This window comes from Algibacter sp. L1A34 (genome assembly GCF_009796805.1).
Classification (GTDB): domain Bacteria; phylum Bacteroidota; class Bacteroidia; order Flavobacteriales; family Flavobacteriaceae; genus Algibacter.
The window spans coordinates 1,422,723-1,435,380 of record NZ_CP047029.1; the positions used below are offsets into that span (position 1 = coordinate 1,422,723).

14 protein-coding genes are annotated in these 12,658 nt (G+C 32.0%); 9 read left to right on the plus strand and 5 right to left on the minus strand.

From position 1 onward, the window contains the following. Both GQR97_RS06235 and GQR97_RS06240 read left to right on the plus strand, forming a co-directional pair. Window positions 1-987, plus strand: a complete 987-nt coding sequence (locus GQR97_RS06235) for a UDP-glucuronic acid decarboxylase family protein (RefSeq protein ID WP_158846549.1) — start codon at window positions 1-3, stop codon at window positions 985-987. A gap of 192 nt (window positions 988-1,179) precedes the next feature. Continuing rightward, entirely contained in the window at window positions 1,180-1,962 is a 783-nt protein-coding gene (locus GQR97_RS06240; protein WP_233267612.1) for a glycosyltransferase family 2 protein, read from the plus strand. Here the strand turns inward: GQR97_RS06240 and GQR97_RS06245 are convergent. Further along, on the minus strand, window positions 1,943-3,253 hold the full coding sequence (locus tag GQR97_RS06245) for a phenylacetate--CoA ligase family protein (protein ID WP_158846551.1): 1,311 nt from the start codon (window positions 3,251-3,253) through the stop codon (window positions 1,943-1,945). The genes GQR97_RS06240 and GQR97_RS06245 overlap by 20 nt on opposite strands. A gap of 154 nt (window positions 3,254-3,407) precedes the next feature. On the opposite strand from GQR97_RS06245, the gene purD reads away from it, so the two are divergent. Next, entirely contained in the window at window positions 3,408-4,679 is a 1,272-nt protein-coding gene (purD, locus tag GQR97_RS06250) for a phosphoribosylamine--glycine ligase (protein ID WP_158846553.1), read from the plus strand. Here purD and GQR97_RS06255 read toward each other — a convergent pair. Further along, on the minus strand, window positions 4,674-4,901 hold the full coding sequence (locus GQR97_RS06255; RefSeq protein WP_158846555.1) for a DUF6341 family protein: 228 nt from the start codon (window positions 4,899-4,901) through the stop codon (window positions 4,674-4,676). The genes purD and GQR97_RS06255 overlap by 6 nt on opposite strands. Window positions 4,902-4,947: 46 nt before the next feature. Here GQR97_RS06255 and GQR97_RS06260 point away from each other — a divergent pair, with 46 nt between their 5' ends. After that, entirely contained in the window at window positions 4,948-5,895 is a 948-nt protein-coding gene (locus GQR97_RS06260) for a DUF6427 family protein (RefSeq protein WP_158846557.1), read from the plus strand. Here GQR97_RS06260 and upp read toward each other — a convergent pair. Then, window positions 5,884-6,543 carry a uracil phosphoribosyltransferase gene (gene upp / locus GQR97_RS06265; protein WP_158846559.1) on the minus strand — a complete coding sequence of 220 codons (660 nt, stop codon included), beginning with the start codon at window positions 6,541-6,543 and terminating at the stop codon, window positions 5,884-5,886. The genes GQR97_RS06260 and upp overlap by 12 nt on opposite strands. A gap of 72 nt (window positions 6,544-6,615) precedes the next feature. Here upp and GQR97_RS06270 point away from each other — a divergent pair, with 72 nt between their 5' ends. Beyond that, the gene (locus GQR97_RS06270; RefSeq protein ID WP_158846561.1) at window positions 6,616-7,221 is read left to right on the plus strand and encodes a DUF4254 domain-containing protein; all 606 of its coding nucleotides are present in this window, start codon (window positions 6,616-6,618) and stop codon (window positions 7,219-7,221) included. Window positions 7,222-7,289: 68 nt separating this feature from the next. Then, window positions 7,290-8,309 carry a glycosyltransferase family 9 protein gene (locus GQR97_RS06275; RefSeq protein WP_233267613.1) on the plus strand — a complete coding sequence of 340 codons (1,020 nt, stop codon included), beginning with the start codon at window positions 7,290-7,292 and terminating at the stop codon, window positions 8,307-8,309. Window positions 8,310-8,350: 41 nt separating this feature from the next. On the opposite strand, the gene GQR97_RS06280 is transcribed toward GQR97_RS06275, so the two are convergent. Next, window positions 8,351-8,839 carry an AAA family ATPase gene (locus tag GQR97_RS06280; protein ID WP_158846563.1) on the minus strand — a complete coding sequence of 163 codons (489 nt, stop codon included), beginning with the start codon at window positions 8,837-8,839 and terminating at the stop codon, window positions 8,351-8,353. A 13-nt stretch (window positions 8,840-8,852) separates the two neighbouring features. After that, complete coding sequence (locus GQR97_RS06285) at window positions 8,853-9,911, minus strand: ferredoxin--NADP reductase (RefSeq protein WP_158846565.1); 1,059 nt, start codon at window positions 9,909-9,911, stop codon at window positions 8,853-8,855. A gap of 138 nt (window positions 9,912-10,049) precedes the next feature. On the opposite strand from GQR97_RS06285, the gene GQR97_RS06290 reads away from it, so the two are divergent. Genes GQR97_RS06290 through GQR97_RS06300 form a run of 3 tightly spaced genes read left to right on the plus strand, consistent with a single transcriptional unit; the run spans window position 10,050 to window position 12,655 of the window. Next, the gene (locus tag GQR97_RS06290; RefSeq protein ID WP_158846567.1) at window positions 10,050-10,457 is read left to right on the plus strand and encodes a DUF2059 domain-containing protein; all 408 of its coding nucleotides are present in this window, start codon (window positions 10,050-10,052) and stop codon (window positions 10,455-10,457) included. An 8-nt stretch (window positions 10,458-10,465) separates the two neighbouring features. Beyond that, on the plus strand, window positions 10,466-11,938 hold the full coding sequence (locus GQR97_RS06295; protein WP_158846569.1) for a DUF5687 family protein: 1,473 nt from the start codon (window positions 10,466-10,468) through the stop codon (window positions 11,936-11,938). 6 nt (window positions 11,939-11,944) lie between these two features. Next, window positions 11,945-12,655: an ABC transporter ATP-binding protein gene (locus GQR97_RS06300; protein WP_158846571.1), complete on the plus strand. Its 711-nt coding sequence runs from the start codon at window positions 11,945-11,947 to the stop codon at window positions 12,653-12,655. Window positions 12,656-12,658: the final 3 nt, after the last annotated feature.

The window sequence follows — 12,658 nt, forward strand, 5'->3', positions numbered from 1 at the left end:
ATGAATACAATATTAATAACCGGAGCAGCAGGGTTTTTAGGTTCTCATTTGTGCGATCGTTTTCTTAAAGAGAATTTTAAAGTTTATGGTATGGATAATTTCATTACGGGAGATTCCAAAAACATTAATCATTTATCTGACAATTCCAATTTTGAATTTATTAACCACGATGTTACAGAGTACATCGAAATAGAGGGTGAGTTAGATTATATTCTTCATTTCGCTTCGCCAGCAAGCCCAATAGACTATTTAAAGATCCCAATTCAGACTTTAAAAGTAGGTTCGTTAGGTACACATAACTTGTTAGGTGTAGCGAAAGCTAAAAATGCGAGAATGCTTATAGCGTCTACTTCCGAAGTTTATGGAGATCCGTTAGTTCACCCTCAAACAGAGGATTATTATGGGAACGTTAATACAATAGGGCCTCGTGGTGTTTATGATGAAGCCAAACGTTTTCAAGAATCGATTACCATGGCATACCATAGGTTCCATGGTGTAGAGACTAGAATAGTAAGAATATTTAATACTTATGGACCTAGAATGAGACTTAACGACGGAAGAGTAATTCCGGCTTTTATGGGGCAAGCTTTAAGAGGTGAAGATTTAACTGTTTTTGGTGATGGATCGCAAACAAGATCATTCTGTTATGTAGACGACCAAATTGAAGGTATTTACAGGTTATTGTTAAGTGATTATGTAGAACCCGTAAATATTGGTAACCCATTCGAAATAACGATAAAGGATTTCGCAGAAGAAATTATTAAATTAACAGGAACAATGCAAAAAGTAATTTATAAAGATTTACCTGTTAATGACCCAATGCAAAGACAACCAGATATTTCATTAGCGAAAAAGCTTTTGGGTTGGGAGCCTAAGGTACAAAGAGCCGAAGGAATGAAAATAACTTTTGATTATTTTAAAAGCTTAACAGAAGAGGAGCTATATAAAAGTGAGCATAAAGATTTTACTGGCTATATAAATAAATAGTAAATTTATATTTTTTCTTCTTAAATATTTATAACGATAAGCATTTATTGTTTATAATCATTAGGGTCGAATCTAAGTGGAACCTGATATCAATCTTATAAAAGATGATGTTTTTTATGTTTAGAATTGATCATTATTATGACGATTAAAATTATATTAATAAGAGATAATAATGTGTGTTAAAACAATTCAATGATAACCCCTTCAGTCTCCATAATAACACCCATGTTTAATTCTGAAGTCTTTATTTCAGAAACTATAGGCAGTGTTATAAATCAAACTTATAAAAATTGGGAGTTGTTATTAATTGATGATTGTTCTAACGACAATACTTTAAAAATAATTCAACCTTTCTTGCAAGCGCATTCCAATATAAAACTTATTAAAAACCAAGTTAATTCTGGCGCCGCGATTTCTAGAAACAAAGGTATTCAAGCTGCAAAGGGTGATTATATTACTTTTTTAGATGCTGACGACCTTTGGAGGCCAGAAAAACTTAAAACTCAAATTACTTTTATCGAAAAAGAAAATTGTGATGTGTGTTTTTGTAGCTATGATTTAATAAACGAAAAAGGAGACAAATTAAACAAACGAGTTAAAGCTTTAGAAATACTTAGCTACACCAAACTTTTAAAGAGTAATTACATTGGTAATTTAACGGGTATGTATAATGCTCGTGTTTTAGGTGAAATAACAACGTCTAATCTAAGAAAACGGCAAGATTGGCTCATATGGTTAGCTGCAATTAAAAAGTCAGGAAAACCCGCCAGAGGCATTCAAGAATCATTGGCTTACTATCGTATTCACGAAAATTCAATGTCTTCAAATAAGTTAAGTTTGGTAAAGCATAATTATTGGGTTTATAAAAAAGGATTGAGGTTTTCTACGGTAAAGTCAATTTTTTCGATGTTTGTATTTTTAAATGAGCACTTTTTTGTAAAGTCGAAGCAAACCATTAAGGTAAATAAGACTTAAATTGCTTTAGTTTACCACTTTTAGAGCGCTCAAGTTTTTCTTTACGTTCAAACACAACAATTAAATGAGGTTCTAGATATTTTGAAATCGCTTTTTTTATGTGTTCTAAATTTTCCTCAGTTAAAAGCTTATTACTAACATAGCTAATCTTGAAGGTGTCCAACTTTAGTTGCTCAATAATAAACTCTTTTACATTGCCATCATTCTCTATAATGGTTTTTGTAACGTAATAAAAAGTTAATCCGGCCGCTTTTTTTCCGCTGGGTAGCATCACCAAATCACTAGTTCGTCCTACTAATTTTTCTAGAATAGGTTTTTGTAACGTGCTTTTTTTAGATAGAGTTCCAATATCGCCTAAATCGTATCGGATAAGGGGATGCGCTTTATTGTAAAGCGACGTAATAACAATACACCCTTCTTCGCCGTAAGGTAATACGTTATTATTTTTATCTAAAATTTCAACAAATAAATCTTCAGTATTAACTACCCATTGGTCAGTTTTGTTTTGGAAAGCAATTAAGCCTAATTCGGCAGCTCCATATTCATTAATAACAGGGATACCTAGTTGTGCTTCTAAAAGGTTTTTATCTTCGCGAAAAAGCATTTCTGAAGTTGTAATACAAGCTTTTAAGGATGGACAAATCGTTTTTAAAACAATATTATGTTGTTCTAAATATTTTGCAAATTGAACAATAGAACTTGTGTAACCGTTAATATAATCGAACTTAGTTTTGCTGAATTTCTCAATATTTTTTTCTAATTGAGAATCACTTAAATCGAAAACGGAAAAGCGAAACCGATTACTTAATGCATCTTTAAAACGTTCTTTATAATAGTCTTTTTTACCTAAAGGAATTCCATAGAAACGGGCTTGTTTAGAGTGATTCAAATCTAAATTAAAGCAACTGTATCTATCCATAAAATTTGCCCAAATTAAGGCATGGCAAAATTTATCTTTCGCAAAAATAAAGGGTGTACCCGATGATCCAGAAGTTTTATTAATAAAAACAGTTTTGGCAGTAAATCCTTCAGAAAGTCTTTGTTCTAGAGGTTGCTGTAAATCACGTTTTGTCATTACAGGAATGCTATTCCAATCGCTTAAATCTACGTTTTTTACAAACTGTTTATAAAACGGATTATGTTTTAAATGATGAGCTAGAATATCACGTTTTGAGGTTTCAATATAACTTTCAAAATCTAATTTTTGTTTACTTTGGATTGTTTTCAAAAAGGCCTTAGCTTCCTTTATCGGGAAGCCTTTTAATTTTAAAGACAAGTTGAATAATTTCAAAATAAAATAGAGTATAATAGTTTTTGTAAAGTAAATAAAAAATATTCGTGTTTTCGTGGCATTAGTTTTATTTTTGTCTTTCGTAATTACGAAAAATAATAATCAACAATTTGTTATTTCCGTGTAAACGGAAGTATAAAAACATCGAAAAATAATGAATATTTTAATTCTTGGTTCAGGCGGAAGAGAACATACATTTGCTTGGAAAATTGCTCAAAGTCCTTTATGTAATCAGCTTTTTGTTGCTCCTGGAAATTCGGGAACTGCAAACGTGGCAACCAATGTAAATATTGGTGTTACCGATTTTGATGCTATTAAAGAATTGGTGTTAGACAAACAAATCGATATGGTTGTTGTTGGTCCAGAAGATCCTTTAGTGCAAGGTGTTCACGATTTTTTCTTGAATGATGATACTATCAAGCATGTCTCTGTTATTGGGCCGCAAAAAGTGGCAGCTGAGTTAGAAGGCAGTAAAGAATTTGCAAAAGAATTTTTATACCGTCACAATATTCCAACCGCAGCTTATGAGAGTTTTACAAAAGAAACTGTAGAAAAAGGTTATGCTTTTTTAGAAACTTTAAACGCGCCTTACGTATTAAAAGCCGATGGGTTAGCAGCTGGTAAAGGTGTTGTTATTCTTAATGATTTAGATGAAGCTAAAGCTGAACTAAAAAGTATGTTGGTTGATGCTAAATTTGGAGAAGCTAGTAACAAAGTGGTTATTGAAGAATTCCTTGACGGCATAGAATTAAGCTGTTTTGTTTTAACCGATGGAGAAAATTATAAAATTTTACCAACAGCAAAAGATTACAAACGTATTGGCGAAGGTGATACCGGTTTAAATACAGGTGGTATGGGAGCTGTTTCTCCAGTGCCTTTTGCGACAGATGAATTTTTAAGCAAAATTGAAGAACGTATTGTAAAACCAACAATTAGTGGTTTTAAGAAAGATAATTTACCTTATGTAGGCTTTGTGTTTATCGGTTTAATTAAAGTTGGAGACGACCCAAAAGTTATTGAGTATAACGTGCGCATGGGAGATCCAGAAACCGAAGTGGTTTTACCAAGATTGAAAAATGATTTTGTTGAAATTCTTCAAGCTATGGCAAACGGTACTTTAGATAAAATTAATATTGAAATCGACGAACGCGCTGCAACAACCATAATGTTAGTATCTGGTGGGTATCCAGAAGCTTATGAGAAAGGTAAAGAAATTACAGGAGTAGATACTATTGAAGATTCTATAGCTTTTCATGCAGGTGCACAACTACAAGATGGAAAAATTGTAACCTCTGGAGGCCGAGTTATGGCAATAACATCTTATGGAAATACGTACCAAGAGGCCATAAAAAAATCTTACCAAAACATAGATAAACTAAATTTTGATAAGATGAATTATCGTAAAGATATTGGATTCGATTTATAAGTAAGAATGAGCAGAAATGCTTTTGTTTTCTTCGTTATTATCGTTGAAACTTTTTAATTGTAACATCCAGTAAACCATTGCTGCAAAGCCAATGATTACAAAAATCCAAGAAATAGTACTTGCTGCAAACCAATTTTCAAGTTCTAAAGCTCTTAAAGCATCCATAGGAGTTAAAAGAACATTAACAAATAAATCTTGTATTGCGTAAAAGAAATCTTTCATGTGTGGTATATTATTTCTAACTTGGTTAGATTGTTAGTATATTTACATGGCAAAAATACAAAAACAGTTAATGATTACAAGTATTTTTAGTAAATCTAAGCCAATAAATTTCATTATCGTATTTTTTATTACGCTATTGGCATTTATTGTGGGGCGGATAGGTTTGCCAACCGAAGAGGTTACAACGCTTTTGGTATTGGAAGAATTCGGGCTATTTTGCGTTTGTTATGCCTCTATTTTACTTGTTAATTTTATAGTTAGTAAAAATAGTTTAAGCGGAAAAAGTAACTACGAAATCTTGTTATTTAGTCTGTTTTTATTCAGCTTAACGCAAACTACGAGCAATATAAATATTTTATTTTCTAACTTTTTTGTATTGTTGGGCTTACGGCGTGTTATAAGTTTACGTTCTCAAATCCAGATGAATAAAAAGTTGTTTGATGCAGCATTTTGGTTTGCTATTGCGGCACTTTTTTACTTTTGGGCCATTTTGTTTTTCATACTAATTTTAGTGTCGTTGGCCCTATATAACGATATAAAAGTAAACCATTGGTTTATTCCTTTTACAGGAGTTGGTGCCGTATTTGTTATCACTTCGGCTGTTTCTATTGTTTATTATGATAGTTTTTTTGATACATTTAAAAGCCTTCCAGAAGTTAGTTTTAACTTTAACAGTTACAATTCCGCCTCCTATATTATTGCAATAACCATCCTTTTATCCTTCGGTATTTGGTCTTCCTTTTATTATATAAAGAGTATTAAAGAGAAGAAAAAAGCATTTCGAGTATCATTTAAGTCTATTTTGCTTTCTGCGATAATAGGCTCTGCCATAGTAGTGTTATCGCCAATAAAAGATGGTAGTGAGTTTTTATTTGTATTTGCACCTTTGGCAATAGTTATAGCCAATTATATTGAGATTATTGAAGAGAATTGGTTTAAAGAAACCTTTCTTGCTATATTATTTATTCTCCCTTTTGCACTGTTATTGTTGTAGTTTTTGGCCAAAAGCTAAATCTCCAGCATCACCAAGTCCGGGAATAATATAACCTTTATCATTCAGTTTTTTATCAATAGCAGCGATCCACAAATTTGTATTTTTATCAAAATGTTTTTCAATAAAATCTACACCTTCTTGTGCTCCAATTATGCAAGCTAAATGAACTTCTTTTGGCGTCCCAAAAGGTTTTAAGGCTTCAAAAGTTGCAAGCATAGATTGTCCCGTGGCTAACATGGGATCTGCTAGAATTAGTGTTTTATTTTCTAAATCCGGACAAGCTAAATATTCAACTATAATCTCAAAACTTTCAGGCTCATGTTTATGGTGACGGTATGCAGAAATAAAAGCATTTTCTGCAGTATCAAAATAGTTTAGTAAGCCATTATGCAAAGGCACACCAGCTCGCAAAATAGAGCATAAAACTATATTGTTATCCAACTCATTAATAACACAATCTCCTAAGGGTGTTTTAATTGTGGAAGATTTAAAGTTGAAGTTTTTACTCATTTCATAACCCAAAATTTCACCGATACGTTCTATATTTCTACGGAAGCGCATGCTGTCTTTTTGAATTTCAATATCTCTCATTTCAGCGAGAAACGTGTTTAACACAGAGTTTTGTTCAGATAAATGATGAATATGCATAATGTTGTTCGAATTTCTATCAGTAAAGTTAAGTAAATATCAAGTATATTTGTACTTTAAAATTTATACAATATGTTTACAACTAAAGCTAATAAAATTTTTCAGGACGTTATTGCCAAATACCACATTATTAATACAGTCGATCAACCTTTTACAAACGCTTACGCGGAAAGTGATTTACTAGAACATTTATTATATAGAAAATGTTGGATTGATACCGTGCAATGGCATTATGAAGATATTATTCGTGATCCACAAATAGACCCGGTTGCAGCGTTAACTTTAAAACGTAAGATTGATGCATCTAACCAAGATAGAACAGATATGGTAGAATATATCGACAGCTATTTTCTTGAAAAATATAAAGATGTTAAGGTTAAAGATGGTGCTACAATTAATACAGAGAGCCCAGCTTGGGGTGTAGATCGTTTATCAATTTTGGCGCTAAAAGTATACCATATGAATGAAGAAGCAACGCGTACAGATGCTTCCGATACTCATAGAACAGCTTGCCAAACAAAGCTTGATATTTTGTTAGAACAACGTGTAGACTTATCTACTGCTATCGATACGCTTTTAACCGATATTGAAAAAGGTGATAAATACATGAAAGTGTACAAGCAGATGAAAATGTATAATGATGATGAATTGAACCCTGTTTTAAGAGGGCAAAAATAATTTATAGAATTATAAAACGGATTGTGCTTTTTTTTGGTTCAATCCGTTTTTTTTAGTGTTGAAATTTAATGCCTAAACCAAAACAACATATTTTAGTTATCCGTTTATCAGCAATGGGAGACGTAGCTATGGTGGTGTCCGTTATACGTGGTTTAGTTGGTAAGTATCCAGATGTAAAAATCACAGTGCTAACCAGAGAATTTTTTACTCCATTTTTTAGAGATTTACCTCAAGTAACCGTTTTTCCTGCCGATCTAAAAGGTAGGCATAAAGGCGTTTTTGGTCTTTGGAAACTTTCAAAAGAATTAAAGGTCTTTAAAATTGATGTTATTGCCGATTTACACAATGTATTGCGAAGTAATATTTTGAAATTATTTTTCTTCGGAAAACGAACAGTTCAAATTGATAAGGGGCGAGCAGAAAAGAAAGCATTGGTTTCTGGTAAAAAATTTCAGCAATTAAAAACTACACATCAACGTTATGCTGATGTTTTTGGTAAGTTAGGTTTTCCAATTGATATTTCTAACCCCACATTTCCAGAAAGAGTAGTTTTAAGTTCTAAGCTTCAAACGCTTATTGGGCACAGTTTTAAAAAAATTATTGGTATTGCACCTTTTGCAGCTCACGAAGGTAAAATGTATCCTTTAACTTTAATGAAAAAAGTTATTGATGCACTTTCAAAAGATTATCAAATTGTATTATTTGGTGGTGGAAAAAAGGAAGTGGAGGCTTTAAATGATATAGAAAATACATTTGAAAACGTTGTGAGTGCCGCAGGAAAACTTAGTTTAAACGAGGAATTGGACCTTATTTCTAATTTGGATGGTATGTTAGCCATGGATTCGGGAAATGCGCACATGGCAGCTATGATGGGCGTAAAAACAATAACTATTTGGGGTGTAACGCATCCGTTTGCTGGTTTCGCACCATTTAATCAACCTAAAGATTACGCTTTGGTTGCCAATAGAGATCTATTCCCTGAAATTCCAACTTCTATTTTTGGTAATAAATATCCCGAAAACTATAAAGATGCAGCAGGAAGTATTAGTCCGGAAACTATTATTTCAAAAGTAAAAGGTAGTATTTAAACCATTTTTTGTTTCAAGACAACGCCTCTAATGTTGAGGTTTTATTTTTTAATTATAATTCCGTTAGTCATTTCAATATCACCAGGTTTTTCAAACCAAGTTTCCATAAAATCAAAATCGGTTTTACTAACTTCAAATTCAAAAGTATCACCTTTTTCAATATTTCTTTTTAAAACTCTTTCGTAGCGTATTTCTTTAGAGATATCTAGAAAATGTGTAGTGAGTTTATAGCCGTTTTCAGAAGAAAACGTTCTGAATTTTTCGCGATGTTTAAATTTTGATAGTCCTAAATCTAAAATAGAATCAGTTGCAGCTTTTTCTAGTTGATGGATTAAATCCAAAATTATGGTTTCAGAGCGTTCAATACGCTCAAGAAACCAGTCTAAACTATCTGTTGGTTTTTTATCCGGAAGAAACAAATTTTTATTCCATGTATCAATAGAAAAAAGAACAGCTTTAGATTTTTCTTTTAAACTATTTGCATAGGTTGTTTTCCCAGAACCCGTATTCCCAACAATTAAGTGAATCATTAAAACTTATTTTTTAAACATCATCAAAATCTACCGTAATAGTTTCTGTTGTTGGGTGTGCCTGGCAGGTTAAAATTAAACCTTCGGCAACTTCACTTTCGGTTAAAATATTGTTTTGGCGCATAGTGGCTTCTCCTTCAGTAATACGGGCTAAACAACTACTGCAAATACCGCCTTGGCAGGAGTAAGGCGCATCTAAATCTTCATCTAAAGCAGCTTCAAGAATAGTTTGTTTTTGCGACATTTCAAAAGTTGTGCTTTCATCGTCAACGGTAACTGTAATTTTAGTTTTTCCGTTAGGAGTAGCACTGTCTTCGTTAATTTCAGCAGGTTTTGATGCTTTAAAAAGTTCAAAATGAATGCGGTTTTCATCAATATCATGTCCTGTTAAAACATCTTTCACCATATGTATCATAGCCTCTGGGCCACAAAGGTAAAAGGCATCTACTTCAATATGTTTATGTTTGTTTTTTATAACATAATTAACCGTGCTTTTTTCGATTCTACCAAAAATGGCATCGTCTTGATCTTGCTGACTAAAAACAAATTGTACAGAAAAACGATCTTTATGAGCATGTTGAAGTTCTAAAATTTCATCAAAAAACATAGTGTCTTCTTTAGTTTTGTTACCATAAACTAAAATAACATTACTATGTGTTTCTTCTTCTAAAGCACATTTTATAATACTTAAAACAGGTGTAATACCACTACCAGCAACAAAAGCGGCAATATTTTTGGTTTTGCTATCGTTGGGTGTAAAAGTAAAACGACCTTTTGGTGGTGCAACATCTAGAGTATCTCCAACTTTTAAAGTATTGTTGGCATAAGCCGAAAAGGTGCCATCTTTCACTTCTTTTACGGCAACTTTAAGTTCACCGCTTTTTGGCGAAACGCATAGTGAATAATCACGACGTATTTCGTTACCATTAATTTCGGTTTTTAGGGTAATATATTGTCCCGCCGAAAAAGAAAAAGTTTCTTTTAAATTGTCCGGTAAATTAAAAGCAATGCTAATAGATTTTTCGGTTTCTCTAGTTATGGTCTTAACAGATAGTTTATGGAATGATGACATGTGTATTAATTTTTAACAAAAATAGTGAAGCTTTAAGTTTTTGCCGAAAATTTTTTAACTTACTTTGTAACAAATCACTTAAATTTCTTACTAACAATCATAATTCAATTAAGTATAACCTATTAAATTTCGATTAAAATGAAAAAAGTACTACTCGTTTGTCTATTTATGGTGGCTTTCGCTACAAAATCTAACGCACAAGATTCTTCAGAATTTAAAAATGAAACTGTTGAGTTTATTAAAATTACTGGGGCCGCTAGCGCCTTCGAGAATGCTATCGCGCAATTAGGTATGATGGTTTCTGATGAAAATAAGGAAGCTTACACTACAGAAGCAAACGGAACTTTAGTTGGTCTATACGATAAAATGGCTGATTTATATATGAGTGAATTCACGCAAGGTGAAATTCAGGAATTGGTTAAATTTTACCACACCGATTTAGGTAAAAAGTTAGCGACTAAGCAATTAAAACTAACACAACGCGCCATGGCTTTTGGACAATCTTGGGGGATAGAAGTACAGGGAATCGCAGCAAAATATAATTAAGACGCACCATGATTAAACTATTTTTAAGTTTAGAATGGAAAGCATTTTTTAGGTCGGCTTCATTTAAAATGAATCTGGTTTTTAAAATCCTATTGGGATTTAGTGCACTATGGATGCTCGTTACTTTTCTTGGTTTAGGTGTTGGCGCTTATTATTTAATTGAAAAACAATTGCATTTAGATCCATTAACAACCATTAATAATCTGTTGCTTTTTTATTTAGTTTTCGATTTAGTATTTCGCTATTTTCTCCAAAAAATGCCAATCGTTAATATCAGGCCATTGCTTTATTTACCTATTAAAAAGAGTAAAGTTGTAGGTTTTGCTTTGAACAAAACTATTCTATCTTTTTTTAATATTTTACACGCCTTCTTTTTTGTCCCGTTTTCCGTGATCTTGGTTATTGAAGGACATCCATTTATCAATGTTTTAGGGTGGCATGTGGCAATTTTAGCATTAATTTATTGCAATAATTTTATTAATGTTTTTGTAAATAGTAAAGATTCTGTTTTTTATTCTATTCTTAGTCTTTTTGTTATTCTTGGTGGACTAAAATATTTTAATGTATTTGATATAGCGAGTTTTACAGAACCGATATTTCAAGCATTTTATAACGCTCCTTATTTTGCTTTAATTCCAATTTTGGGTTTAGGTATATTATATAAAACAGCGTTTAGTTATTTTAGAAGAAATTTATATCTCGATGCTGGTTTAGCGAAAAAGGTGAAAATTGTAAAAACTGAAGATTTTGCATGGTTGAATCGTTTTGGAAGTCTATCAACTTTTTTAAAGAATGATATTCGGTTATTAAAAAGAAATAAACGTTCTAGAACGACTTTATTAATGAGTGGTTTATTTATTTTTTACGGACTTCTATTTTTTACAAATTCAATAGAAGCTTACAATGGTCCTTTTTGGAAAATTTTTGCTGGTATTTTTGTTTCTGGTGGCTTTTTGTTCAATTTCGGACAGTTTGTTCCAAGTTGGGATAGTGCATATTACCCGTTAATTATGAGTCAGAATATTAGATACAAAGAGTATCTATCTTCTAAATGGTATTTAATGGTTTTCGCAACTATCGTATCGACCATCTTCGCTTCATTTTATTTATATTTTGGATGGCAAGCGTACGCAGCTGTAGTGGTAGGAGCTATTTATAATATTGGTGTAAACTCACATATGGTACTTTGGGGAGGCGCTTATATTAAAACACCAATAGATTTAACATCTAATAAAAAGGCTTTTGGCGATAAAAAATCGTTTAATGCCAAAACATTATTATTAACTATTCCTAAGTTAGTTTTACCTATGGTTATTTATGCTATTGGTCATTTTGCTTTAGGAGAAGTATTTGGTTTTGTACTAGTATCACTCGTCGGTATTGCAGGATTTTTATTTAAAAACAAGGTTTTTGGTATTATTGAAAAAGTGTATAAAGCAGAGAAATACAAAACTATATCAGCTTACAAACAAAATAATTAAAGGATTATGATAACAACATCAAACTTATCAAAAACATATAACGGAATTCAAGTTTTAAACATTGAATCTTTAGACATCCCCAAAGGCCAAAGCTTTGGTTTAGTTGGTAATAATGGAGCCGGGAAAACTACTTATTTTAGCTTGCTTTTAGATTTAATACAACCCACAACGGGCTTTATTACAAATAATGGTGTGCAAGTTAACACTAGTGAAGATTGGAAACCCTTTACTTCTGCCTTTATAGATGAAAGTTTTCTGATAGGTTATTTAACACCAGAAGAGTATTTCTATTTTATAGGTGAATTAAGGAATCAAAACAAAGCAGATGTTGATGCGTTGATAGGTCAATTTGCTGATTTTTTTCACGGTGAAATTTTAGGTCAGAAAAAGTACTTACGTGATTTAAGTAAAGGAAATCAAAAGAAAGCGGGTATTGTTGCCGCACTTATTGGCAATCCTGAAGTTATAATTCTAGATGAACCTTTTGCGAATTTAGATCCAACTACACAAATCCGTTTAAAAGGTATTATTAAAGATTTAGCCGAAAAACAAGGCGTTACCGTATTAGTTTCTAGTCACGATTTATCGCATGTAACAGATGTTTGCGAGCGTATTGTAGTTTTAGAAAAAGGAATGGTAGTGAAAGATTTACAAACTAGTGAAGCAACTCTAAAAGAATTGGAGGCACATTTTGCTGGTGAAGAAGTTGTAGAATAGAAA